The 26040-nt window shown below is 44.4% G+C and carries 21 protein-coding genes and 1 pseudogene; 2 read left to right on the top strand and 20 right to left on the bottom strand.

All coding sequences use genetic code 11. The features are described 5' to 3' along the window. Positions 1-111, top strand: a pseudogene (locus MH215_RS00005) (IS30 family transposase); the annotation flags it as partial. On the opposite strand, the gene MH215_RS00010 reads toward MH215_RS00005, so the two are convergent. Both MH215_RS00010 and MH215_RS00015 read right to left on the bottom strand, forming a co-directional pair. Next, on the bottom strand, positions 72-326 hold the full coding sequence (locus MH215_RS00010) for a hypothetical protein (RefSeq protein WP_239288704.1): 255 nt from the start codon (positions 324-326) through the stop codon (positions 72-74). The pseudogene MH215_RS00005 and the gene MH215_RS00010 overlap by 40 nt on opposite strands. Before the next feature lie 101 nt (positions 327-427). Next, the gene (locus tag MH215_RS00015; protein WP_239286970.1) at positions 428-1909 is read right to left on the bottom strand and encodes an MDR family MFS transporter; all 1482 of its coding nucleotides are present in this window, start codon (positions 1907-1909) and stop codon (positions 428-430) included. A 168-nt stretch (positions 1910-2077) separates the two neighbouring features. Between MH215_RS00015 and MH215_RS00020 the strand changes: the two genes are divergently transcribed. After that, complete coding sequence (locus tag MH215_RS00020; protein ID WP_239286971.1) at positions 2078-2683, top strand: TetR/AcrR family transcriptional regulator; 606 nt, start codon at positions 2078-2080, stop codon at positions 2681-2683. A 122-nt stretch (positions 2684-2805) separates the two neighbouring features. On the opposite strand, the gene MH215_RS00025 is transcribed toward MH215_RS00020, so the two are convergent. The 18 genes from MH215_RS00025 to MH215_RS00110 form a co-directional block, all read right to left on the bottom strand. Next, a complete protein-coding gene (locus MH215_RS00025; protein WP_239286972.1) occupies positions 2806-3090 on the bottom strand; it encodes a hypothetical protein in 285 nt (94 codons plus the stop codon). 339 nt (positions 3091-3429) lie between these two features. Further along, on the bottom strand, positions 3430-4758 hold the full coding sequence (gene glnA, locus MH215_RS00030; RefSeq protein ID WP_090916813.1) for a type I glutamate--ammonia ligase: 1329 nt from the start codon (positions 4756-4758) through the stop codon (positions 3430-3432). Between the two features lie 128 nt (positions 4759-4886). Further along, positions 4887-5300: a MerR family transcriptional regulator gene (locus tag MH215_RS00035; protein ID WP_056689944.1), complete on the bottom strand. Its 414-nt coding sequence runs from the start codon at positions 5298-5300 to the stop codon at positions 4887-4889. A gap of 82 nt (positions 5301-5382) precedes the next feature. Further along, entirely contained in the window at positions 5383-6636 is a 1254-nt protein-coding gene (locus MH215_RS00040) for a methionine gamma-lyase family protein (RefSeq protein WP_239286973.1), read from the bottom strand. A gap of 84 nt (positions 6637-6720) precedes the next feature. Beyond that, positions 6721-8007 carry a GTPase HflX gene (gene hflX / locus MH215_RS00045; protein ID WP_239286974.1) on the bottom strand — a complete coding sequence of 429 codons (1287 nt, stop codon included), beginning with the start codon at positions 8005-8007 and terminating at the stop codon, positions 6721-6723. Positions 8008-8162: 155 nt separating this feature from the next. Further along, positions 8163-9137, bottom strand: a complete 975-nt coding sequence (locus MH215_RS00050) for an AAA family ATPase (RefSeq protein ID WP_056689936.1) — start codon at positions 9135-9137, stop codon at positions 8163-8165. A gap of 179 nt (positions 9138-9316) precedes the next feature. Further along, complete coding sequence (locus MH215_RS00055; RefSeq protein ID WP_056689934.1) at positions 9317-9880, bottom strand: ribonuclease FAU-1 family protein; 564 nt, start codon at positions 9878-9880, stop codon at positions 9317-9319. A 284-nt stretch (positions 9881-10164) separates the two neighbouring features. Further along, complete coding sequence (locus MH215_RS00060) at positions 10165-12873, bottom strand: transglycosylase domain-containing protein (RefSeq protein WP_239286975.1); 2709 nt, start codon at positions 12871-12873, stop codon at positions 10165-10167. Positions 12874-13040: 167 nt separating this feature from the next. Further along, entirely contained in the window at positions 13041-13283 is a 243-nt protein-coding gene (gene hfq, locus MH215_RS00065; RefSeq protein ID WP_056689929.1) for an RNA chaperone Hfq, read from the bottom strand. Between the two features lie 434 nt (positions 13284-13717). Further along, positions 13718-14668, bottom strand: coding sequence for a tRNA (adenosine(37)-N6)-dimethylallyltransferase MiaA (gene miaA / locus MH215_RS00070; RefSeq protein WP_481857416.1), 951 nt, complete (start codon positions 14666-14668; stop codon positions 13718-13720). Continuing rightward, complete coding sequence (locus MH215_RS00075; protein WP_239286976.1) at positions 14649-15434, bottom strand: class I SAM-dependent methyltransferase; 786 nt, start codon at positions 15432-15434, stop codon at positions 14649-14651. Before MH215_RS00075 ends, miaA begins: the two co-directional genes overlap by 20 nt. 17 nt (positions 15435-15451) lie before the next feature. Beyond that, a complete protein-coding gene (mutL, locus tag MH215_RS00080) occupies positions 15452-17626 on the bottom strand; it encodes a DNA mismatch repair endonuclease MutL (protein ID WP_239286977.1) in 2175 nt (724 codons plus the stop codon). Between the two features lie 22 nt (positions 17627-17648). After that, positions 17649-20441, bottom strand: coding sequence for a DNA mismatch repair protein MutS (gene mutS, locus MH215_RS00085; RefSeq protein WP_239286978.1), 2793 nt, complete (start codon positions 20439-20441; stop codon positions 17649-17651). A 230-nt stretch (positions 20442-20671) separates the two neighbouring features. Next, the gene (locus MH215_RS00090; protein WP_239286979.1) at positions 20672-21928 is read right to left on the bottom strand and encodes a putative amidoligase domain-containing protein; all 1257 of its coding nucleotides are present in this window, start codon (positions 21926-21928) and stop codon (positions 20672-20674) included. A 377-nt stretch (positions 21929-22305) separates the two neighbouring features. Then, positions 22306-22866, bottom strand: a complete 561-nt coding sequence (locus MH215_RS00095; RefSeq protein WP_056689913.1) for an outer spore coat protein CotE — start codon at positions 22864-22866, stop codon at positions 22306-22308. A gap of 75 nt (positions 22867-22941) precedes the next feature. Continuing rightward, positions 22942-23919, bottom strand: coding sequence for an aromatic acid exporter family protein (locus MH215_RS00100; protein ID WP_239286980.1), 978 nt, complete (start codon positions 23917-23919; stop codon positions 22942-22944). A gap of 479 nt (positions 23920-24398) precedes the next feature. Further along, positions 24399-25196 carry an ABC transporter permease gene (locus MH215_RS00105; protein ID WP_056692418.1) on the bottom strand — a complete coding sequence of 266 codons (798 nt, stop codon included), beginning with the start codon at positions 25194-25196 and terminating at the stop codon, positions 24399-24401. 38 nt (positions 25197-25234) lie between these two features. After that, positions 25235-26029 carry an ABC transporter ATP-binding protein gene (locus MH215_RS00110; RefSeq protein ID WP_056689908.1) on the bottom strand — a complete coding sequence of 265 codons (795 nt, stop codon included), beginning with the start codon at positions 26027-26029 and terminating at the stop codon, positions 25235-25237. Positions 26030-26040: the final 11 nt, after the last annotated feature.

Below are 26040 nucleotides of genomic sequence, written 5' to 3' on the forward strand. Positions count from 1 at the left end.
GATGACGAGCTTGCCCGTTCACTCGATTTAATCAATAACAGACCCCGTAAATGTTTGGGATGGAAAACCGCTCACGAATCTTTTTCAAAGGAACTGTCGCACTTGGCTTGACAATTCGTCACATAATTAAATTCTGCTGGGATATTAATCAGCTTGATGGATGAAGTGCCTGCAAGAGCCTCATTCTTAATGATATGCAGGATATGTGAATTTGTATTGAATGGCTCGTCACGATTTGATTTTTTATCGGAAGTAGATGATTGTAGACCTACTATGATACCTATTACAACTACAATGACTAACACTAATGGTAAAATAAATTTCATGATATCCCCCAAGACATATAGTTATATTTATTATGACATATAAAAATATAACCTACAGAATACTTTGAGTAAACTTTATTAAATATTACGATATAGATTCATTATAAAAGAGGCAATTGCAAATAAAACATAAAAAAGTCGCCAGATGGCGACAAGATAAAATCCGAGTATCGTTTTTTAGGGTCTGACTTAAGTAGGAGACTGAAGAGTGATCCACCTATCGCAACAATTGAGGCTAACAAAAATGTGTCTGAGTATGCAGTCATCGTTTCTGTGATGAGTTGCCCTGAGCTTTCTATACCTGACATTCTTGATCGGAGGGTAAGAAATTGCCCTAATCCAGCAATCGAGAGAGGAATGACAAGGTTAGCGCTGGCTGATGTTAATGGTGTTACACGACTGACGGATTCAGATGGAGCCGACTGCAAAATATACGTATTCAACGACATCATACACAGCCCCATTCCAATGCCAAGTAAACCAATGATGCTTCCAATGTACAAACCATTTGCCTCAGCAGAAACTTGCGAAAGTATAATTAGTGACACCCCTATGATTCCTAATCCCGAGCTTGTGAGCGGTCGAATCCCAACACGGTCGAATAATCTTCCTCCGACTGGCATGAGAAGACCTGAAGTTACTGCCAACATGCTCATTGCAATTCCAGCATCAAGAGGGCTATACCCCTTGAAGTGTTGTAAATATTGAGGAATGAACACAATGGAACCATTCAGTGCGATGTATTGTATCCAACTCACAATCATTCCTCTACGGAAACGTGTTTCTCGGAAAGCACGAAGCTCTAGCAAAGGATTAGGATGTCTCGTTTCATGTAACCACAGCCACACTAACAGGAAAACACCGATCAATCCCATTCCCCACACAGCCCAGGTATCCAAATTCAAATTGATGCTTAACGCCAGTAATACAAATGATAGTGGGGCTAAGAATAGTCCCCCAACATCTAGCCTTTTGTTGTTTGTTTCTATCTTTTGTACCGTATCTTCTTTTAATAGAAAACACAAGATGAGCCCAATCGTGATGATGCCTATCGGAAGGTTAATCCAGAAGATCCAGTGCCAACTAATAAATTCAAGCAACCATCCGGAAAGTATAGGCCCTGAGGCAGGCGCTATTAACATGGGTATACCTAACATCCCCATCACTTGGCCTTTTCGATCTACTGGCGCCAAACGAAAGATCATTGCCATACCCATAGGTTGGATCATACCTCCCCCCAGACCTTGGACAATTCTGTAGAAAATTAATTGATTAATATCCTGAGCCATAGCACATAATAACGACCCTAAAATAAACAAAATAACAGTATAAAGAAAAGCTCTACCCGAACCAAATCTATCCGAAAACCAACCGGCCAATGGAATAGTCACTGACATTGCGAGCATGTATCCAGTAATGACCCATTGAAGGGTTTCAAAGGGTACATTAAATCCCTCACTTAAACTCGGAATAGCCACATTCATAGCTGTGCTATTGATCATAACCATCATCATGCCTGGAATGATAGCCAGGAGAGCAAGGATAAGTGCTCTGTTCTCTTTATTAGGTATCGCTTTATTCATGTTTCCTACCCCCATATTGAACATCGTGTTGAATATTTTTGTCTTGAGCCATTATAATGTCATAGTAATCATTTGTAATGACCATCAACTGTCGATATGTTCAATAATCAACACTCAGCATCATTGTGATTAATAAACACTGATTTTTTTGTATTGCAGGAGGAATTCATGAACGCAAAAATGGATCGTCGAAGTTTACGCACGCGCGAAATTCTAAGGGAAGCGCTGTTTGATATGGCATCTCATAAACCACTGGAGAATATTACGGTTAAAGAGCTTACTGATCGAGCAAGATTAAATAGGGGTACATTTTATGTGCAATATCAGGACATGAACGATTTTCTGGAACAACTTAAGAATGAAATTTTAGAGGAATACCACAGTATCATTAAGAAACTCGGATATCATAACGGAGGACGAGAGCCATTTGTTAATCCACCTGTCGGATTTATCCGTCCCTTTGAATTTGTCCAGCTACACGAACGTTTCTTTCGAATTTTCATGGGTTCAGTTGATTCAACTGGATTCGCGAAGCAAATGTCCGATCTTATAAAAATTCAATTTCAATCCACTTACTTAATGAAGCATCGTCATCTCAAACCAACTGACATTCCTGTGAAACAACTGTATTTATTCTCCTATTTAGCTTCAGCATATATTGGTTCGTTACAGCTTTGGATACAACGGGACTTTGATTTGTCCCCGAACGAAATGGCTATTTTATTTTCCAATATTTCCAGACTCGGGTCGGCTAGTTTGGAGTTCAAAGATTAACTTGTCTTACATAAAGACAAATTCAGCAACAACAAAATACCCAGTCGTTTGACCAGGCATGTTAATTAACACATAGTATAAACAATAACCCGCAAACCATTTAGGTTAGCGGGTTATCCCTTTTACCCCAGATCTTGTACAACAGTTCCTGAATAGTAGGCTCTCACATGTGATGGGCTAACTTGAACAATATTAGTTCTTCTGAGCATCCCGTAATAACCATCTGCATCAGAACAAAATTTGGTCGCCGGAATGTCAGCAGACGAAGGAAAATCTTGATATATCGTCACATTCTTTTGTTTATTCATAATGGTAATATCAGAGGCTTGACTTGCCATTACTGGTACAGAGATTGCCAAGAGGGAAAGAGACAAAACAGAAGCAGTTAATATTTTTTTCAAAGCCACAAGATCATCTCCTAGTATTTTTTATGTATCACAAATACAATAATACTATATTTTTACAATTATTTATGTAACATTTGATACACTAACTCTCTTAAATACATAATCACTATACTTGATCTCTGTATTAGCTCTAAGTTCTAACTTATCTCTAATCTATCGATTTTTAGTAGTCTATTCGATTATTTTCACGGTTTGACTCATTATGGTTCGCTCTAAGATCAGAAGTTTGTGGGCATTCGAGGGGATATTCGGGGGACACTGGCTTTCACTCCACAAAAAAAACTTTTCCCCACAAAAAAAGAAAACCCCTCACGCCATGTGGCGTAAGGGATTCAGGGATTAGTACAATGTGATATATTGATCGCGTTCCCATTGGTGGACTTGTGTGCGGTACATGTCCCACTCAATTTCTTTCAGCTCGTAAAAGTGAGCCAGGGCGTGGTCGCCAAGAGCGTCACAGATGACTTCGCTGCGGATCAATTCATTCAATGCTTCTTTCAGGTCAGCTGGCAAGCTAGGAATACCTTCTTCCACGCGCTCTTCTTCTGACATGATGTAAATGTTACGGTCAATTGGAGCTGGTAAGGAAAGCTCACGTTTGATGCCGTCCAGACCTGCTTTCAATAACACAGCCAAAGCCAGGTAAGGGTTAGCTGCCGGATCCGGGTTACGAACTTCAACACGTGTACTCAGACCACGTGAAGCTGGAATACGGATCATTGGACTACGGTTACTTGCAGACCATGCTACGTAACATGGTGCTTCGTAACCTGGTACAAGACGTTTGTAGGAGTTCACAGTCGGGTTAGTGATTGCTGCAAACGCACGAGCATGCTTCAGAGTTCCAGCCATGAAATGACGTGCAGTTTTGCTCAAGCCCAGTTCGTCCGACTCGTCAACAAATGCGTTTTCATTGCCTCGGAACAAGGATTGGTTACAGTGCATACCGGAACCGTTCATACCGAACAATGGTTTTGGCATAAATGTAGCATGTAATCCATGCTGACGCGCAATCGTTTTAACAACGAGTTTGAACGTTTGAATCTGGTCTGCCGCTTTCAATGCATCCGCATATTTGAAGTCGATCTCGTGTTGACCTGGCGCTACCTCGTGGTGAGATGCTTCGATCTCAAAGCCCATTTCTTCAAGTGTAATTACGATGTCGCGACGACAGTTTTCGCCAAGATCTGTTGGCGCAAGGTCGAAATACCCACCTTGGTCATTCAGTTCGTTCGTTGGGTTTCCTTTTTCATCCGTCTTGAACAAGAAGAATTCTGGTTCAGGACCAACGTTGAAGGAAGTGAATCCCATTTCTTCGGCTTCCTTCAGGTTTCGTTTCAAGATGCCACGTGGATCACCTGGGAATGGGTTCCCATCTGGCAGATATACGTCACAGATTAAACGCGCAACGCGATTGTCGGATACCCATGGGAAAATAAGCCAAGAGTCAAGATCCGGATAGAGGTACATGTCGGATTCTTCGATACGAACATAACCTTCGATGGAAGAACCATCAAACATCATTTTGTTATCCAAAGCCTTCGTCAACTGGCTTACAGGAATCTCAACGTTTTTGATCGCCCCCAGCAAGTCGGTGAATTGCAATCGAACGAATCGTACGTTTTCTTCTTTGGAGATGCGGAGAATGTCTTCTTTTGTATAACTCATGATTCCTCTCCCTTTCTTATCTGCGTATTTGGCTTGCTTGTTATATTTGTACATTAGAAAGTTCCACGGGTCAAGGCGTCATGCTTGCCAATTGAATGAATTCCTCTCACCCTCCCGGTTATATGAACTTACTTTTTATTAAAAAAACGGGAAAGCTCTCCCTGAATGAGAGATACTTGTCCAGGTCTCTTACCTGACACCAATTGTTGTTTCAACAAACGATGCAGTTGTGTATCCGATAACTCTCTGCGCTTCACTTCCGTATCGGGTGTAATTACAGTCGCTTCTTCGGATTCTTTAGATACTGGATTCATCACTTGCTTGATACCTGCAATGTTCACGCCTTTTTCAATCAGAGCCTTGATTTCGAGCAAACGCTCAACGTCATTGAATGAGAATAAACGCTGATTACCTGATGTTCTCGCAGGAACAATCAAGCTGTGCTGCTCATAATAACGAATCTGCCGTGCGGACAGATCCGTCAGTTTCATTACGATACCTATCGGGAATAAGGCCATATTTCTGCGAATTTCGTCACCCATGTTCATCAACCTTCCAGTCATCTATTCTTGACCTTATTGTACATTTAGATGTTACCAAGTGTCAATGACGTGTTAGATAAACTCACAATAATTTGCGATCTTTCATCGCTTGTAATGCCATTAAAACGCCATATTTAACGTGGGAGTATGTTAATCCACCTTGCATATAGCCAATAAAAGGCTCACGAATCGGTGCATCCGCCGATAATTCCAAGCTTCCGCCTTGAATAAATGTACCTGCCGCCATAATGACAGGATGTTCATATCCTGGCATATCCCATGGTTCCGGCACCACATGACTATCTACTGCTGCAGCGCGCTGAATCCCTTGTACAAAAGCAATTAAATGCTCTGCAGAACTGAATTGTACTGCCTGAATCAGATCCGTACGCGGTTCATTCCATGCCGGCTTAGTCACAAAACCAGATGCTGCAAACATTGCTGCTGCAAAGGTACTGCCTTTAATGGCTTGTCCAACAATAGTAGGCGCCATGTAAAGTCCCTGATAGATTGCCCGAGTCGTTCCCAACATGGCACCGACTTCACCACCAATGCCAGGTGCGGTGAGACGATATGCTGCAAGTCTAACATATTCCTCTTTTCCACATATGTATCCACCAGTCTCAGCAATTCCTCCCCCAGGGTTCTTGATCAGCGAACCTGCCATAAGGTCTACACCCACTTGGGTTGGTTCAAGTTGTTCCGTGAATTCACCGTAACAGTTATCGACAAATACAATAACATCTGCCTTGATCGCTTTCACTCTTGCTACCATCTCTGCGATCTCGTCGATGCAGAAGGAAGAGCGCCAGTCATAGCCACGCGAACGTTGGATGCCGATCACTTTAGTCGCTGGTGTAATGCACTTCTCTACTGCTTCCCAATCGACACGACCATCGTCAAGTAATGCCGTCTCTTGATATCCAATTCCAAAGTCTTGAAGAGAGCCCGTGCCATCACCTGGCTTACCAATAACTTTGTGCAATGTATCATAAGGCTTACCTGTGATGTACAATAACTCGTCTCCTGGTCGTAATACTCCAAATAGAGCTGTCGCAATGGTGTGTGTACCTGACGCAAAATGAGGACGTACCAACGCAGCCTCTGCGCCGAATACGTCCGCATATACCTCGTCCAACACTTCACGGCCACGATCATTATAAGCATAGCCTGTAGAACCTGCGAAGTGAAAATCACTTACTTTTCTACGCTGAAAAGCATCAATCACTTTCCATTGATTATGATCCGTAATTTGATCTATCTTTTTCAATTGTTGCTCGATCTGAATTTCCACTTGTTGTTGAAGTTCAACAATTGTTGAATCAAAACTTGCCATCGTACTTCATTCCCCTTCATTGCTCGAATCTGACTTTTAATCGCATATATTGTGTCAACTTATCACATGAACATGTCACGAATATTACGATTCAATGAAGTCTTCGAGTAAATATCCGTATTTCTCATATTCACCTGTCTGCAATTCCACTTGATAAATAACATCATTCTCTTCAAATGTAGTTTCTACTACATCTCCGACTTTATATAACACCGAGGTAAGATCGCCACGTTCCGCAGGAATACGGAACTTTTTGGTTTCACCTGTCAATTCTTCTTGGATACGTTCACGTATTTTCAGAAGATCTGCTTCGTCCAGCGCACTCACTTTGATGTGGTCCTTATCCAGAGGTAACATTTCTAGTTGCTCAGGTGTACATGCATCTTTTTTATTGTACAGAACCAGTTGTGGCTTGTCTCCTGAACCAAGCTGTTGTAGGATAGTGGCTACCGTTCTCATCTGATCATCACGCATTGCCGAGGAAGCATCAACAACGTGAAGAATGAGATCCGCTTCATTGACCTCTTCCAACGTTGCACGGAACGCTGCAATCAGATCATGCGGAAGGTTTTGGATAAATCCAACCGTATCGGTAAGTACAATCTCTTTGCCACTTGGTAGTTCCATTGTACGAGATGTCGGATCTAAGGTAGCAAACAATTGATCTTGAATATATACATCTGCCGAAGTTAATTGTTTGAGCAACGTGGATTTTCCTGCATTGGTATAGCCAACAAGAGCAACTTGCACGATACCTGTTTTCTTACGGCGCTCACGGTGCAATTTACGGTGCCTTGTTACTTCTTCCAGATGACGTTTAAGATCATCTATACGACCACGGATATGACGGCGATCCGTCTCGAGCTTGCTCTCACCTGGTCCCCGTGTCCCGATTCCACCGCCAAGCCGTGATAAGTTTTTACCGTGACCCGACAAGCGAGGTAACAGATAACTTAACTGTGCCAATTCAACTTGAATGATACCTTCACGTGTATTGGCACGTTGGGCGAATATGTCTAGAATCAATTGTGTACGGTCAATAATTTTGAGATCCAACGCTTCTTCCAGGTTACGAACCTGAGCCCCAGACAACTCCTGGTCAAAAATTGCCGTGGTAGCTCCTAGTTCCTCTGCTGCTGCACGAAGCTCTTCCACTTTTCCTTTACCAATGAACCATTTTGTATCCCGTGTCTCCCGATTTTGAGAGAGCACACTTAATACTTCTACTCCAGCCGTCTCAGCGAGCTTTACAAGCTCTTCCAAGGAATACTCCGGATTAATTCCAGATCGTTTAACTTCATCTGTAATCAAACTAACCAATATAGCGCGGTCTTTTTTAACTTGATCTGTATCATGTGTTCCACTTGTCATTAGTCAACTCACTCCTTATATCCACATCAACTCGTCCCACTTTCACAGGACGTTTTGGCATCGCATACTTTAAGCCGAACCGGTTGAACCGGTCGGCTGATCCAAAATTATATTATCGCTTACTTTAGCAGAAACTTCAAATATTCTAGGCAGTATTATTGGAAAATAATATGATTGTTCAGGCTCGTTTCCATCGTTTTGGAGGAGATATCTCTCGCTAATAGATCCATCAGATTTTGTTTGGAAATGTTACCGGGTCTGCCCATGAGTCTAACCGCTTGATGCCTAATCGCCTTTTCAATCACATTCCTAACATATCTGGCGTTGCTAAAATGATTACGAATGTCTTTTTCATATTGAATCAGTTCTTTTAATTTGATCATGGCATCAGACGTAATATTGTAGTCCTTCTCCGTAGCCATCTTCATCGCAATCAGCATCAATTCATCTGTAGAATAATCATCGAAGCTAATTTGTATAGGGAATCTTGAAGGCAGACCCGTGTTAATTTCTAAAAAATCTCCCATTTCATTCGGATACCCCGCGAGAATAATAATTAGATCCTCACTTTTATCTTCCATCACCTTAACAAGACAATCAATGGCCTCTTTTCCAAAATCCTTCTCCCCGCCACGGGCAAGACTGTATGCCTCATCTATAAATAGAATGCCACCCATAGCTTTTTTCACTAATTCTCTTGTTTTTAATGCAGTATGCCCAATATATTCACCAACTAAATCTGCTCGTTCTACCTCAACAAGATGTCCTTTACTTAAAACGCCCATCCGATTCAACATCTTAGAAATGATTCGCGCAACTGTAGTTTTACCCGTTCCTGGATTGCCTTTAAAAATCATATGATAAACCTGCTTGCTACTTTTCAATCCCTGCTCATCCCGAAATTTCTTCACCTGAATCAGCGCGTAGATTTCGTAAATCAGATCTTTAACTTTTTCTAACCCAATCATTTCTCGCATATCACGAAATATATCCGCTGCCGATTCATAATGATTACTGATTAATGCCATGTCTTCCGCTTGCTCGGATGTGAGCTCTAAGAGATCTTGGCTTTTGAAAACAATATTAATGCGAGAATCGTTTACAGTTATTTTTCTGGCGCTCTCGTCCACAGTAATCACCTCGTTAAGACAGTATATGCGATTACTCGATTACCTCATGCAACCAATTCCAAGTTATCTGACGGAAGATTATACACTTATTTTCATTGCCAAAAGCATACGAAAGAGGCATGGCTCCATTCAAAATGAAACCACGCCCTGATCTTTCATTGTTAAAGCATTGTAAAACATTAAATCTGAACGTTCTTTCTAAACTCTCCATTTTCGAACAACGTTTGTCGGTGCTTCAATGACAATTGAAAATACGGAAATACATGCGCATCAATTGCGTGAAGCAATTCCTTAGCAGTCTTGTTTGCCAAGTCGTAGTCTCCGGTTGTAATGTGCTTACGAGACAATGCATCTTCGAGCTCATCCTCGTCCAGCAAAAATACCTCTCCGTCCTTTAATACGACAACATCCAAGTATAAATCATCAAACCACGGTACGCCTTGATCCGTTATGCCTTGACTGCGGCACGTGTCAATATACCATTCTACGATACGCTCCTGATCATCAAACATCGCTGTGACGACAAAGTGCTCTCCTTTGGGATAATACTGTAACCAAGAATAACCTTTATCTGCGATACAAAATGTGCTTCCCCCATAGGTTTTCCACAGAGGTTCTTTCAGATCCTGTATCGTATACAACGTAATGTATCCTGTAAATATTTTGGATTGAACAAACCGGCATGTAAATTGTCGGTTCGTAATCCGGCGCCAGTTTGCGCGATCCCCGAATTTCCGTTTCATACGAACCCCTCTTTGCCGACCACAGGTCGTGACCTGCTCTATTATTGGTGAACAATGCATACACCCCATCACCGAGCTTCGAGCAACCGGCTCTTATTCGGCTTTGCGCAGGCGTATTACGAATAGTTACAGCTTACCATATTTGAGTTATACACTCAAAATTAAGCTTTCACCCACCATAATCGTTACCTTTCATTTGAAAGAAAATAAAAAAAAGAACCTACCTCCCGAGTTAATCGGGAAGCAGATTCTTATGCATGGAAGATTGGAATCAGCGTATCGAACTATCCATCAGTTCCTGATTGAGTACTAGCTGGCGCATCAGGCTGTTGGTTTGTACCGTCACTACCAGGATCAGGACTCACTACTTCACCTGGCGACGTAACGGTCCCACCTGTAGAATCATCACCAGTGTTACCAGGGTCAGTTGTGCCTTGATCCGGAGGAGTACCTCCATCTCCTGGTTGACCGCCGCCTTGCTCCGATCCACCATTTCCATTGCCATTATTTCCGTTATTACCGTTATTACCGTTGTTACCATTTCCATTGTTTCCGTTGTTACCATTTCCATTGTTTCCGTTGTTACCATTCTGATTACCGTTACCATTGTTGTCCCCAGGATTAACGTTTCCATTTGATCCATCATCCGGATTGTCTACTCCTGGTTGCTCTGTGCCTGGATCCAATCCTGGATCCGGATCTGGCTCAGTTTCATCTGGTATCGCTTCCTGCGCTTCAATCATGAGAGAAATGGTATTGGTAGGAGCAGTTTCAACACCTGTAGCCAAATCATAAGCAGTCACATAGTACTCGTAGGTTAGTCCCGGAAGAGCACTTAGATCCTGCGTACTGGTTGCTCCAATGGAATCAATAAGATGTGTAAACTGTGCTTCAGATGTTTCCTTCCGGTAGATCCGATACTGTGTATTCTCATCCCCTGTTCCTGTCCAGTTGAGTGAAACAATTTGTGATGTAGGATCATACGATCCGCTCAAACCACTCACCGACAGTTGCGGTTGTTCCGGTTCTGGCTCCGGAATAGGTGTCTGTCCGCCTTCCGGCGCCTTGAACTCCTTAACCGGTACACCTTTTAACGCATCACTCATAACTTTAGCGAAGAAAGCAGCTGAAAGTTTACTACTGTTCTTGAGCATGTGCGTCGCATCAGGGTTGTCGTAACCCATCCATACGGCGGCCGTCCATTCTGGCGTATATCCAACAAACCATACGTCACGGTTCGCACTATTGCCCGCGATTCCACTTTGAACAGTACCTGTTTTACCTGCTACCGGTCGATCTAAGCGTGCAGAACGTCCAGTACCATCATTAACTACATTTTGCAGCATTTGAGTCAATTGATACGCATTCTGTTCACTCATGACACGAGTTGTGTCTGATTTATCATGCTTGTAGATCGGTTTATCCGTGCTGTCTACGACCTCTTTAATTGAATAAGCCTGTTGGTACTCACCCAGATTTGCAAAGGCGCTATATGCCTGAGCCATTTCCAGTGTATTCGTACCTTTGCTCAGACCACCTAGTGCGATCGCAAGGTTCTTATCGTCATCTGCCATTTGAATACCAACACTTTTGGCAAAGTTTATGCCCGTGTTCACACCAATTTTGTCCAACAGCCATACAGCCGGAATGTTCTCTGATTTAGTAATTGCATCCGTCATACTAATCGTCGAAGAATATCCGTGTAGGTTATTCGGACAGTAATTACCGAAGCATTGCTTCGCATTACTTAGAGCTGAGTTAGCATTATAATCGCCTGTCTCTAGCGCTGGTGCATAGGAAACGATCGGTTTAAAGGCTGAACCTGGCTGCCTGCGGCTCTGTGTTACCCGGCTATAACCCTTAGTCTGATAATCCCGTCCACCTAGTAGTGCAACAAGACTGCCATTTTCATGGTTCATAATAACCATCGAGCCTTGAACCTTCTGATCATCCTTGCTTTCTTCAAATAAGCTATCATCTGCAAAGGCTGTTTCCATTGCAGTTTGAGCCTGAGCGTCCATCGTTGTGTAAATTTTGTATCCACCAATATTGAGATCATCTTCTGTTTTGCCAGTTACTCGCTCTGCTTCACGAAGAACGTAGTCGATGAATGGCTGATACTTCTTCTCTTTCTCTGGTGGCGTATAGTCGTAATCGACTGCCTTCGCTTTGTCCATCTCAGCTTTACTGATGTAACCTTGCTCATACATGAGCTGCAGAACAACAGCACGACGCGCTTTGGAATCGTTAGGGTTACTCAGTGGATTGTACGCTGAAGGCCCTTTAGGCATCGCAGCCAGCGTTGCAATTTGCCACAATTCTAGTTCATCCAGCTTCTTCACACCAAAATAAAATTCGGATGCTGCTTGAATTCCATAACGCTGATGACCGAAGAAAATTCGGTTCAGATACATCGTCAAAATTTCGTCTTTTGTATATTTGCGCTCCAGCGCCATTGCGATGGATACTTCCGTTGCTTTCCGGAAGAATGTTTTGTCACGAGACAAAAACATGTTTTTGGCCAATTGTTGGGTCAGCGTACTTCCGCCCTCAACCATTGAACGAGCCATAACATCTTTTACCGCGGCACGTCCGATCGACCAGATATCTACACCTTGATGTTCATAAAACCGTTTATCTTCTGTCGCAACAAAGGCTTCTTTCAATAATTTCGGAATAGCATCACTATCCACCGGTTCTAATTTCTTGATGGACAATTCGCCCATGAGTTGACCATTGCGGTCATACACCTTGGACGTTTCATTAATCGTAGTTTTGTCCATATTGGCGTCGAGCAATTTCTGCCCACTCACCATAATGAACAAATACCCACCTAGTGCACAGAAAATGGCGATTGCCATTGTGAAAAACAGTGTCCATCCAACGCGTTTACCCGTAATTTTTTTCTTTTTAGAGGTCTTTGGTTTCGCTTTTTTGGTTGACTTATTATTGCTATTGCGATTATTAGACCTCGACAACGGATCGTTTGGCATGTTACCTCCTGACTCCCTTTCGGTTGCGTAATTTCTATTCGTCTGTTGGCTAAGCTTATATTAAACTTATTTTGCCCGGAATGAAAAGAACAACCCTTATTCAGGTTGCTCTGCTTCAATTCCTATACATGTAGACGAAATGGTTGATAAAAAGGTTTCGTAATTTTTTAAGCTTCGCCGTTGTTGTCTTGCTGCATCAGCGATACGCTGCGTTGCGGCGTGAACGTGGAGATGGCGTGCTTGTAGACCATTTGCTGGCGTCCGTCGCTGTCAATGACGATCGTAAAATTGTCAAATGCCTTGATCGTTCCGCGGATTTGGAAGCCGTTGGTCAGATAGACCGTAGCAGGAATGTTTTCTTTCCGCAGTTGGTTCAAGAACGTATCTTGGATGTTGATGGACTTGTTCATTAGCCGTACCCCCATTGGTTCATTTGAATTCGTGATTAAGTAATATTCAATATCGCTGAGTAGCTTTCGTGCTATTATATCATGAACAGTTTCATATAATCCACAAAAACCCCTTGTCTGCTATTTTGCACCTTCTCATCAGCACATGAATAACTAGAAGACTTATCCATTATACACCGCTTGCCAGTTTTACAAAAGAGGGACAAATCCTTCGTTTGTTAACGCTTTTCTTCTCGATCCCACTGTTCTTCTCTCAAATTTGTTGCATGCTGATTCTGCGAACTATAATCTCGCTTTCTTCGATCATCAATGAGTAGTCTTAAGTATGTCCCAAGAGCATATCAACTTCATAATCATAAAAATAATAAAACCTCCCTCTTTTTATTAAAAAGAGAGAGGTACAAAAGTTGTAATACTAAGTATTCTGTTATAATTCAACTGAATTTCTGTCTAATTAATCCAGATACTTGCTCAAGATTACCTGCAAAATGTTCAGTATCTGTCACATCGACCCACTCGATATCTTTCATGTGACGGAACCAGGACAATTGACGTTTAGCGAATCGACGTGTGTCCCTTTTCAACCATTCCACAGCCGCTTCCCAACTTACTTCCCCTTGTAGATATGCAGCAATTTCCTTGTAGCCAAGCCCTTGCATGGAAATATGCCCTCTGGCAACACCACGATCTAACAAGGATTTCACTTCATCGACTAAGCCCTGCTCAATCATTAGGTCGATTCGTTCCTCTACTCGGCTGTACAGCTTCGCACGATCCATCGTGAGTCCAATGATGCTTAGATCGTATGGTGACTCTTTCTTTTGAGCAGCAAGCTGATCTGACCATTTCTCACCCGTTAAATGATGGATCTCCAACGCCCGCACGATTCTTCGCTGGTCATTCATGTGCAAACGATCTGCACTCACAGGATCGACTGCTCTTAGTTTATCGTGAAGCGCCTGAGGCCCATGTTGCTCTGCATAACGAAATTGCTCTTCGCGAAACGCTTCGTCGGAGCCGCTATCCGAGAACTGAAATCCATAACATACCGACTCGACGTATAGTCCGGTTCCACCTACAATAAACGGGAGTTTACCACGTTCTTGAATTTCTCCAATTAATCGTGTAGCGCTCTCTTGAAACTCTGCCACGGAGTAAGGATACTCCGGTTCATGTATATCAATCAGATGATGAGGGATGCCCTGCATCTCGTCTTGGGTAATTTTAGCCGTGCCAATATCCATTTCGCGATATACCTGCATGGAATCTCCCGAAATAATCTCACAATGAAACGCTTTGGCAAGCTCAATGCTCATTCTTGTTTTGCCTACTGCTGTTGGACCAACCAATACAAGCAATTTCGGCTTAGCTTCCACTTTCAACATTAATCACTCCGTACAGTGTTTTTGCATTAGCTCGATCCAGTACCTCAAATCCAAGCCTCGTAAACTCAACGCTGCCGCGCTTTTCCTTCATAACGATCCGCTTACGTGCCACTCGCTTCGCTTCAACAATACTCTCTTCCGCTAAAGCATTTGCGTTTGCATACTCTCGTAGAGGCTGGATGGCACTGGAGTCCATCAATGGCTCACGAAACATCGGATCAAAGTAAATCGTATCACAGCTTCGGTCAGGCAGCGAGCGCAGTAAATCCAGATGATTGGCATGATGGAGCTCAATACGTCTGAATGCTTCATCTACTGCAGGCTGATTACTCTCATAATGAGACATCCCTTCCATTAACAATACGTAAAGGGCTGGTGAGCTTTCGCATGCAATCACACGTCCACTTTTGCCAGCAGCAACAGAGAAAACCATCGCATCCGTACCTAAGCCTGCTGTGCAATCTAGAATGGTATCTCCTTCACATACTAAGCCTGCATCTAGCATAGGGTCAGGCTCTCCTCTAAGCACACGCTTCGCACGAACAAACCCCATACTTGGATGAAACTCCAGTTGGGGTGCGTCCTTGCGAAATAAACGCGCTCTACCTTTCAGTACAACAAGAATCTCATTGACTCCGTACCGTTCTAACATTCTTGTCAACGATGTTCTGTTGCGTGGCACGTATGTTCCGCCTGTTGATTGTGCAAGCTTACGTGCCCGTTCCACGAGAGAAGTGGCCTCCGTGTCACCGGTTGTAATATACATAACTTCCTCCTAAATGATTACATCACCCGTTTGAATAGTTTTTCCAGATCATAGGTTGAAAATGAAACCACAATCGGTCTACCATGTGGACACGTGTACGGTTGCCTGCACGAACCCAACCGCTGAATCAAGACTTCCGCTTCCTGATTGGTCAGCTTTTGATTCGCCTTAATGGAAGCCTTACACGAACACATAATTGAAGCAGCTTCTCTCATTTTAGCCACATCAATGCTTCGCTCACTAAGTACCCATTCAGACATTTCCTCAATGATGTCCTTTTCATCCCCTTTAGGAAACCAAAACGGATGCGAGCGCACTCGAAAAGTCTGTCCGCCAAAGTGCTCTAAATAAACACCTGCCTGTTCAAACCAGGCTAGTCTTGTTTTCAGCTTTTCCGTCTCCGATGGCGTAAACTCCAGCGTTATTGGTAACAACAACTCCTGTGAAGCTGTTGCTGGATTTCCAAATTTCTCATAATAATACTCGTAATTCACTCGTTCATGTGCAGCGTGTTGATCGATCAGATAGAGTCCATCTTCGTTCTGCGCAATGAGATACGTGCCATGATGCTGCCCAATCAGACTAAGATCGGGGAATGCAGGCATCGACGCATTGGATTGAATCGCAGAGGCCAGTTTCGCCGTATCCGGCAGACTGGAGCCCTTCCAGCTCCGTTCTCCCTTTGCAGCGTTACTCGGACTGTAGGATGAACGTGATTCTCTAACAGAATAATCTGTAGAGCGATGTTGATTCACAGATAATTTATCATTTTGTAACGGTTGTGAACTAGAAGCATTGTCTCGTTTGTCCTTTTCGCTGTCTTGCTCCAGCACAGCACGTTTCGGACTTAATGAAGCATATGGATCATATGAAGCTTCATGTTCAGGTGGTGCCTCAGGCAATGGTGCCAACTGGTTGACAAGTTCAGCAACCTCGCCAGGTTGAACATCAGCAGGAGCATCTAGATCATCCTCTTCTGAAGGAAGGATTGACCCCGAGATATGCTTTGAAATAATCTCCGATCCTTTTCCTGATCCATGCTTCAATTCGTTTTCTGGTGCATCTCCTGCGGTTGCTTGCCCATTATGCCCTTCAGAGTCTCCATATTCCTTAACCGGCCCTCTTGGAAAAAGGAACTGTTCCTGAATAAAAGAGCTATCATCCCCACGTCTGATCTGTTGCTTCTTGACCTGGGGAATAAGAACTTCCTGTCGTAATATACCTCGCACCGTCGCTTCCACAAATTCGTATAACTCGGCTTCTTTACTGAAGCGTACCTCAAGCTTGGCTGGATGCACGTTCACATCCACTAGTGATGGATGCATCTCAAGTTGAATAACGACGAGTGGGAAACGATTAATGGGTAGTAAGGTATGGTACGCCTTAAGAATCGCCTGATTGAGACCATAATTTCGAATAAAGCGACCATTCACTATTGTTGACATCCCACCACGATTAGCACGAGTCCACTCCGGCAGACTGATTAATCCACTCACGCGATAGTCTAGATTCTCTCCTTCAATCGGCAACATTGCCTTGGCTGCACTCGTTCCATAAATAGCGGCAACGACCTGCAGCAGGTCCCCATTACCTAACGTTTGCAGTAACACGTTGGCATTGTGCCGCAGTGTAAATGAGATATGAGGATGAGACATCGCCATACGATATAACACGTCTGAAATATGCCCCAATTCAGTCTGAATGGTTTTCATATATTTTAATCGCGCCGGTGTGTTATAAAATAACTCCTTCACAATAAATTCCGTGCCTTGTGGTGATGTCGCATCCTCATGTGAAGTAAGCTTACCACCCTCAATGATGATGCGACGTCCTCGACCGTCATCCCCACTGGCTGTCAGTACATCAACCTTAGAAACTGCCGCTATACTTGGTAAAGCCTCGCCGCGGAACCCTAGGCTGGTAATCTGAAATAGATCACGCCCATGGGTGATTTTGCTTGTAGCATGACGGTAAAAGGCAGTCTCTAGATCATCAGGTTCTATGCCTGAGCCATTATCCTTGACGCGGATGCTGAGAAGTCCACCTTCCTCTACTGCAACCTCAATTCTGGTAGCTCCAGCATCCACCGCATTTTCCAGTAACTCTTTTACCACGGATGCAGGGCGCTCAACAACCTCACCTGCTGCTATCTGGTTGGCAATATGTTCATCCAGTACATGTATTTTCGCCACAGGTTTCTCCCCTCCCGTATTCTCAGGATAACTGCTGCGCCTTTAATTTGAGCTCGTTCAATACTTGCATTGCCTGAAGTGGCGTCATATTCATCACATCAATGTCTTTCATATGGTGAATGAATTCTTTCGTCGATTGATCCATCTCCGGAACGACTGGAGCCTGAGCTGTACTCGGCTCTTCATCCCCGAAAATAGACAGTTGTACAACCTCAGGAGACTTATGACTAGATTGCCCCTTATTGCCTTTTCTGATCTCCTGCTCAGCTCGTTGATTAGACTGCTCGATAGGTTCGTTTGGCTCCAAAGATACGTTTTCCTCACGGATGATCGAAGTAGTATCGATCCGTGCTGTGTCCTCCCTGGAGAAGACCTCACGCTCAATGAGCTTGACTACAGTCTCACTCCCTACGGCCACCTGGGCGGCAGCATGCTCAAACCCATGCAGCAGTCCATTGGCTCGCTCGATAATGCTATCCGGCAATCCTGCCAAACGTGCACAATAGATTCCGTAGCTGCTGCTTGCGGCACCAGCAATGAGTTTACGCAGGAAATTGACTTTGTCGCCACTTTCTTGAACAGCCATGGAGTAGTTCGCCAGCTTGTCTAAGCTCTCCTCCAGATGAGCAAGTTCATGGAAGTGTGTTGACACAAGTGCCTTACATCCAATCACGTCATGTACATATTCAATAACGGATTGGGCAATGGCCATACCTTCGCTCGTGGATGTGCCTCGTCCCAACTCGTCAATAATAATCAAACTCCGCGGTGTAGCTTTTTCGGTCATAACCTGAATATCAGCCATTTCCACCATGAACGTACTCTGACCACCGATCAGATCATCAGCAGCACCAATTCGAGTGAAAATCCGATCCATAATCGGTACTTCTGCCTGTCCAGCAGGAACGAAGCAACCAATCTGCGCTAGAATTGATATGAGTGCTACCTGTCTCATATACGTACTCTTACCAGCCATATTGGGGCCGGTGATCAACAGAATCCGAGCCTCATCCTTCTTCATTGCAGTTTGGTTGGCGATAAACGCCCCATCTCGCATAACAGCCTCAACCACCGGATGTCGTCCTTGCTCAACAACAAGATTGTATCCATCCGTGATTGTAGGCTTAACGAAACTACGTTCAGCACTGATCGCTGCGAACGATTGATACACATCAATCTCTGCGACCTGTTCAGCTAGCTTCTGCAATCTGGCAATTTCTAAATTCAGCTTGTCCCGAAGTTCCGTAAATAGAGCATACTCAATATCAACCATCTTATCCTGTGCTTCGAGGATTAAGGTTTCTTTCTCTTTCAATTCTGGTGTGATATAACGCTCCGCATTAGCAAGGGTCTGCTTCCGCTCATAACGTCCTTCTGGAAGAGCAGCCAGATTCGATTTGGTAATCTCAATATAATAGCCAAATACCTTGTTATATCCGATCTTAAGAGAACGAATGCCAGTAGCCTCACGCTCTCTCGCTTCCAATTCCGCAATCCATTGCTTGCCATTCACAGAAGCTTCTCGTAGCTCGTCCAGCCGTTCATGATAACCTGCTCTAATTAATCCACCGTCTCGTACGGATACGGGTGGCTCATCCTCAATTGCTTGCCCGATGATATCACGCAGATCCTCACAATCGTCCATCACCTGTGCAATTTGTTGAAGAGTAACAGACGGTGAATCTGCACAGTGCTGGCGCAAGCGCGGTACTTTGTACAGCGATTGCTTCAGTGCATTCAGATCTCGTCCGTTGGCATTGCCAAATGCAATTCGCCCCACTAGACGCTCTAGATCATAGATATCCTTAAGCTCCGCACGAAGGTCTTCACGTAAAATAAACTGATTGTATAGCGTATCAACCGCTTCAAGACGCTCATTAATTTTGCCTTTTTGCAGCAAGGGCTTATCAACCCATCTCCGTAACATACGTGCACCCATCGACGTTTCCGTTCGATCTAATAGCCACAGCAAGGAACCTTTTTTGGACCGTTCCCTTACCGTTTCAACCAGCTCCAGATTACGTCTAGTGAACGGATCGAGGATCATGTAATGCTCTGGCTCATACGTCGAGATTTGAGTAAGCTGACCAAGAGAACGCTTCTGCGTTTCACTTAGATAAGAGAAGAGACGTGCAATACATTCTTGACGCTCTGGCTCCAGCCGTGCCCATACCGCCTCACCGAATTGATGACGCACTAGATCTCCCTTGCTCTTCACCCATGGCGTATATACCACCGGACGACCGATCGGTGACGATTGGGCTGCAACGACATCGAGCAAGGCAGCATCCCCCACAAATTCCGATGGTTCATAGATACCGATCTCGTCCTTAAGCCACTCTGCAGAGTACGGAACAGATGTGACATACAACTCTCCTGTGGACAAGTCACACGCCGCCAGAGCCAGTGTATTGGCATTTCCCGTTAAACACACCATATAGTTATTCGATTTGTCTCCGAGGGTTTTACCTTCCATAACTGTACCAGGAGTAATGACACGCACAATCTCACGGCGAACCATTCCTTTTGTTACGGTTGGATCTTCCATTTGTTCACAGATCGCTACTTTATATCCTTTTTCAATCAAACGCTGTATGTAATTGTCAGCCGAATGATAAGGCACACCACACATCGGGATTTTATCTTCCGCACCCCCATTTCGCGCGGTTAATGTTATTTCAAGCTCACGAGCTGCATTAACTGCATCATCGAAGAACATTTCATAGAAATCACCTAATCTAAAAAAAAGAAAAGCATCCTGTGCTTCAGCTTTAACTTGCAAGTATTGTTGAATCATTGGCGTATACTGAGCCATGAATATCCTCCATCCGTTTGCTTTTACTGTCAGGGTGGCATCGATCCTTACAACGTGTTCTTTTGGTGCATTTTTGAACGACCTTTATAAGGAACAATAAGGCGGTAAAGCACCTAATCATGCCTCCGCCTCGTGTTATGGCTTGCGCCATTTCCCTGCAGGTTGCTTGCCTGCCTATCTTCCGTAGCTATATCCAAACCTGATCGAATCTTATTATAACAAAAAAGTATTCATTCTTCATGACTTGCTCGAATATTCCAGAGTTTGCGTATATCACGACTCTCATCCCATGTGTTGCCTTCTCTCAACTGACGAATGAGGGGCGCTGCGTATCGGTCTACCTTTTCGTATCCGGATAGCCTTGTCAGGTCATCCAGAAGCGTAGGAATATACCTCTGCATCACATCCCGGTCTCCCTCGTAAAAAGCCGTGTGAACATGAGCTTGTGCCAAGGGGCGCTGACGTAGATTCAAAAAGTTACCTGAGATGAGACGGGCTAGCGCAACGACCCCTTTGGCAACTAATGGAGACACCAAGAAGCTTGGAAGTGTGCGATACTCAAATCCACCATAGGACTTTACGCGAAAATCCCCAAGAACTCCGTAGCGTGGTCGCCGCCCATCTCCCCGAGGATCCTGTAAAAAAGCAAGTGGCAGCGCTAAGTAATTATCCAAAGCGCGTAACAACTGCCCGCTTAGCGTAACCCCGCTGAAGTGGATATGCCCGCCAAGTGGCAGACCTCGCTGTGGCATTCCTCCTGCCTGCCATATCAACGAGTGATCCGTTATGCTGCGCGAGGCTAGATTAAAGGCTCGAAGTAAATGGGTCAGCAGTTCACGTGGCTCTGCGCTTGGAGATGGTCGCAGCTCAGCAACAGGATAGATCCGTCGACCACCGATTGTCACCGAATCACACCCAGCAAGCCCTGAGCGCTCTAGAAATCGGGAGGCAGGAACGATTTTGGATTCTGGCATCTGTACAAGCAGGAATTCAGGATCCATCCCGAGCACCGGAACGACCTGATGACGACGTTCTTCATCCAGCGCTGTCTGAAGCTCGTTCCAACCTGCACGGTACAGCGTTGTCAGATCCGTCATTCCTCTCCATGGACGGGGATCAATCGAGATTACCGCACAACCAGTCTTACCTGAGGCCTCGAGCCTTACAGAGCCATGATCTAATCCAAGCGTATACAATGTTTTGACTGCTAATCTTTCGATCCGTTTGAACAGCGTTGATGTTGCATCACGATCTAGCATACTTTCCTGCGTACTGTTCATACCACTTGTATCTCTTCGTTTGATTTTAATAGCCTGAAGACAACATACCTCCACCTCATAACGAACGCGTAGTCCAGACTTAAGCCTAAGCTTTTCTTGTGACGAAGCTACTTCAACGCCTACTTGTTCCAGCCGCCTAATTCGTTCACCAGAGAGCATCCCTTGGTATCGCCTTACAGCCTCCTCCGCTTCCTCCATTACATTCATCCTGTACCCTCCCTTCAACTGGTTTTATAAAAATTTCAATCGCGCCGAATAGTACACTTTCATTCAACATTTACTTCACATGGCCAGACTCATTCTGCCATCCATAATAAAATAAAAAAAAGAGGGCTTACGCCCTCTTCGTTGCCGCTTCCGGCGCATATGATACCTTAAAGCGAATGTTCAAAAGGTCGGTTTTCAGTACCGAGAAGATGGGGTGAAGCTAGAAATGGAGTAGCGGAGCGTAGATCAGGCTACGTGAGCAACGGACATTTCGGCTGAACCCCATATTCGAAGCTGAGATGCCGCCAGGCATCCTTCGTAATCAAAAGCGGACTTTTTGAACTACCTCTTAAAGTTGAACAACAGGCACGATGAACTTACAGCTCATCGTCCAGCAGATCGGGATCGAGATCATCATAATCTCCATCGCTGCTGCCGTAGTCGTAGTCCTTATCCTCATAATCTCCACAACCATCCGTGCAAACTTTCACACAAACCTTAGTTTCAGCGATTAGCTCAACAGCGAATTCCCGTTCCACCCGGATAATTACGCTGCCTCCACCTGCTGATACTGTGGCTTCCACACAACTTGGTTCCTGCGTTGATTCCGCAGATACCTCTACCGTGGAAGCCCGGTGCTTAGGATCCAGGTAAGACAGAGGCACATGTTCTACATACGACACCGTTTCTTTGGCTACATCCGTCTGCGAGTTTTTGTCATAGGAATACCAAATGTTGATATCGTAAGTACCAATAACTTCAATCCCATCTCCCGCTGATACGGCTTCATATTGGTGGTTGATAATCCAAGCCCCCAAAATACTGGTCGGACCATTTGGCGGAGTCACGGTATGTGTTACGGTAGAGAACTTACGACCTTTGCCGCAGATCGCCTTCGTGATGATCTCTCTACATTGATGTTTATGACTCAATGACATCTTTAAACCTCCTCCATACAATCATTCACTACAAGTGTATGCAGGGCATCCGTCTAGGGTGACAACTATTTTCTATTATTCATTTGTAGATTGAGAACGATCCGAAATCGGTGACGGCGCTTTGTCCTTCTTCGCGATCTTAAGATACAGCGCGAGTTCGCGGCATAGCTGGAGAATTGCAGAACGAATCTCGAATTCTTCCCTTGTATCTGGCAGCTCCATACGTCTGAATTCTTCTTGCACATCTGCAAGAAGTTTTTCGGTTCGTCCAGTGTATGACTCTGTCAGCACATCCTGACTCAGCTGATCGAACAGCTCTGAGACCATCTCGGCATGAGGCATCTTCTGATATATCTGAGATACTAGATGCATCATATGCTGGATCGAATCCAGCTGCGTTTTCCGCATATAGAAGTATACGCTCCATTCCTCATTAGGATGGATCACTTGATTTTCGAGTGAGCGCTTCGCAGCTTCAATACCACCGAGAACGGCTTTATCTGCTTCAATAAGCTCTTTACCTGCCCATACTTCATTCGGATTACGAAGTGTAGCTGCAAATTCTTTGAAAATGACTGAGAACAGTTCATCGATTCTTTTACGAACACGTAACATCTGTGGGTCTGCAGCAGGCATATAAGCCAGATTAACAATCATGGCAGAACCCAGACCAATTAATAGCAGCGCGACTTGCACCAAGATAATGTGTACATCCATTTCTCCACCGCTGAATACACGGAACACCACGACAGACCCTGTCACAATGCCTTCTTTGAATCCGGCTCGAACAATGACCGGAAATGCAATTAATATGTATACCGCCAACACCCAATAATGAAAACCGAGAAAATGAAAAAGTACACTGGCGAACAGTAGTCCCACGACTGACGCGAAGAAACGCGCTGATATTGTGCGGATACTTTTTTTTCTGGTTACATCCACACCTAGGATGGCAAGCAATCCTGCCGATGTCGGACCAGGTAGTCCGCACCAGTCCGCAATCAGTACAGCCATTAGTGCTGCGATTGCGGTTTTTATTACCCTAAAGCCCATTTAACATTCCATCTCCTCTAAGCTGAAAAAAATTCATAGCCAGCTCGTCTCCCTCCGGAATTCAACGCTTTGCACGCTTGTCCGCTGGTACGCGTTCAATCCTCTGATACAACAGATCCCACCGATGGCATACATAACGATACAAACGATAATGCTAGTATTACACAACTTGCAACAATCCATTGATCTCCCAAAATAAAAACAAGGAATGATGCATGATACGGTTATGATTGAAATGACAAACGACATCAACCGACATGCACAGGCATGCCGGTCATAACAATGCGCCCCCAAGAGGACGCTGGCTAATCCATGCGACGGAACCATCAGGCTCTCTATTTCAATCGTCATCTGTATTCCGGACTGCGCGGAATATCGTAATTGTATGGTACTTGATTTTGTCTGTTCGGGCAACGTGACACCTCTTGTGAAATTGTATACATATCATTTCAAAGTCCAAAAAATCTTTTTCAACGTCACTATAATGATCTACGGCCTGCAATTAATTTACGTTCAACGTATACCACCAGTTGGTACATCCCAGTGGCGACAACAGCAATAATTAATAAGCTGGAGAGTACTAACGTGAAATTAAACACCTGGAATCCATAGATAATCAGATAACCTAGACCCTGTTTTGCAACCAAAAATTCACCTACGATTACACCAACCCATGCCATGCCAACATTCACTTTGAGCGTAGACACGATGGCAGGAAACGACGCAGGCAGAACAACTTTGGTAAAAATTTCAGTGCGATCCCCACCAAATGTGCGAATCACTTTAATATAATTGCGATCCACCTCATTAAAACTGTTGTACACGACAAGCGTCGTAATAATGACTGTAATAGATAACGTCGTCATTACGATGGCTGTAAAGCCAGCACCAAACATCACAATAAAAATCGGACCCAGCGCTACCTTCGGCATACTGTTGAACACAACCATATACGGATCAAGCACCTTGCAGAGAAAAGGAGACCACCAGATCAGGACAGCAAGTAATGTTCCCACGAGTGTCCCCAGCAAAAAACCGACTGCTGTCTCCCCTACAGTAACCCCAACATGCACCCAAATTTCCCCACTCGCAACATCCTTGCCGATTTGACTGAATATTTTACTCGGATAACTAAACAGCAATACATCAATCCAACGCATCCTTCCAGCAAGTTCCCATAAGAGAAACATACCTACCAGCAGGGATAACTGTACCGCAAGCACCTGACGACGCCATCTCGCTACCTGCTGGATGTGGTTTTGATATAACTCTTTCATCCAGACCTCGCGGTTTTCCTGCTTTCGTTTTGCCTGATTCACTCGATATTCTCACCTCCTCCGGACTGTTCAAGCTCACTCCATAAAGCTTGAAAAAGTTCGTTGAATCCTTCCTGCTCCCGAGCAAAAAAAGGCTGAGCCTCCCGTATCGATGCTGGAACAACAAATTCCTTACGTATGCGACCCGGATTGCGATCAAGCACAATAATTCGATCACTTACAGCAATAGCTTCCGATAGATCATGGGTTACAAGCACTGCCGTCTTCCCTGAGTCCTTCAAAATATCAGATACCAGATCTTCCAACTGCAGCTTGGTCTGGTAATCCAGCGCTGAGAACGGTTCATCCAACAGCAATAATCCTGGGTCAGTCGCAAGTGTGCGTATAAGAGCAACTCTCTGCCGCATGCCACCAGACAATTCGGAAGGGTACTGATTCTCCGTTCCCGCAAGCCCCATGTCTGCCAGCAGTTCACGCGTTCGAATTCGACTTCGGTCGTCGAGTCTGCCTGTAAGCTCAAGTCCAATCAGTGCATTGTCCAAAATAGTTCTCCAGGGGAACAGATAGTCCTGTTGCAGCATATAACCGACTTGGGAAGACGGGCCTTCAACCAGTCTTCCTTTGACGCTAACCTCGCCTGCTGTCGGCGTAAGTAGCCCCGCGATGATCGACAGTAAGGTCGTTTTGCCACATCCACTTGGGCCGACTAAACTGACAAATTCTCCTTGATTCACATGAAGGCTTAGATTTTCAATCACCAAGGAAGCTTCACGTTCACTAACATACACTTGCGAGATCCCTTCCAATCGGATTACCGTTTCGGATTCAGGCATTAACGATCACT

It is taken from the genome of Paenibacillus sp. ACRSA, from assembly GCF_022346845.1.
Taxonomy (GTDB): Bacteria; Bacillota; Bacilli; order Paenibacillales; family Paenibacillaceae; genus Paenibacillus.

Bases quoted from the DNA above. Each gene is read 5' to 3' on its own strand.
- MH215_RS00010 (WP_239288704.1), bottom strand. From the start codon at position 326: ATGAAATTTATTTTACCATTAGTGTTAGTCATTGTAGTTGTAATAGGT.
- MH215_RS00015 (WP_239286970.1), bottom strand. From the start codon at position 1,909: ATGAATAAAGCGATACCTAATAAAGAGAACAGAGCACTTATCCTTGCT.
- MH215_RS00020 (WP_239286971.1), top strand. From the start codon at position 2,078: ATGAACGCAAAAATGGATCGTCGAAGTTTACGCACGCGCGAAATTCTA.
- glnA (WP_090916813.1), bottom strand. From the start codon at position 4,758: ATGAGTTATACAAAAGAAGACATTCTCCGCATCTCCAAAGAAGAAAAC.
- MH215_RS00035 (WP_056689944.1), bottom strand. From the start codon at position 5,300: ATGGGTGACGAAATTCGCAGAAATATGGCCTTATTCCCGATAGGTATC.
- MH215_RS00040 (WP_239286973.1), bottom strand. From the start codon at position 6,636: ATGGCAAGTTTTGATTCAACAATTGTTGAACTTCAACAACAAGTGGAA.
- hflX (WP_239286974.1), bottom strand. From the start codon at position 8,007: ATGACAAGTGGAACACATGATACAGATCAAGTTAAAAAAGACCGCGCT.
- MH215_RS00055 (WP_056689934.1), bottom strand. From the start codon at position 9,880: ATGAAACGGAAATTCGGGGATCGCGCAAACTGGCGCCGGATTACGAAC.
- MH215_RS00060 (WP_239286975.1), bottom strand. From the start codon at position 12,873: ATGCCAAACGATCCGTTGTCGAGGTCTAATAATCGCAATAGCAATAAT.
- hfq (WP_056689929.1), bottom strand. From the start codon at position 13,283: ATGAACAAGTCCATCAACATCCAAGATACGTTCTTGAACCAACTGCGG.
- miaA (WP_481857416.1), bottom strand. From the start codon at position 14,668: ATGTTGAAAGTGGAAGCTAAGCCGAAATTGCTTGTATTGGTTGGTCCA.
- MH215_RS00075 (WP_239286976.1), bottom strand. From the start codon at position 15,434: ATGTATATTACAACCGGTGACACGGAGGCCACTTCTCTCGTGGAACGG.
- mutS (WP_239286978.1), bottom strand. From the start codon at position 20,441: ATGGCTCAGTATACGCCAATGATTCAACAATACTTGCAAGTTAAAGCT.
- MH215_RS00090 (WP_239286979.1), bottom strand. From the start codon at position 21,928: ATGAATGTAATGGAGGAAGCGGAGGAGGCTGTAAGGCGATACCAAGGG.
- MH215_RS00095 (WP_056689913.1), bottom strand. From the start codon at position 22,866: ATGTCATTGAGTCATAAACATCAATGTAGAGAGATCATCACGAAGGCG.
- MH215_RS00100 (WP_239286980.1), bottom strand. From the start codon at position 23,919: ATGGGCTTTAGGGTAATAAAAACCGCAATCGCAGCACTAATGGCTGTA.
- MH215_RS00105 (WP_056692418.1), bottom strand. From the start codon at position 25,196: ATGAAAGAGTTATATCAAAACCACATCCAGCAGGTAGCGAGATGGCGT.
- MH215_RS00110 (WP_056689908.1), bottom strand. From the start codon at position 26,029: ATGCCTGAATCCGAAACGGTAATCCGATTGGAAGGGATCTCGCAAGTG.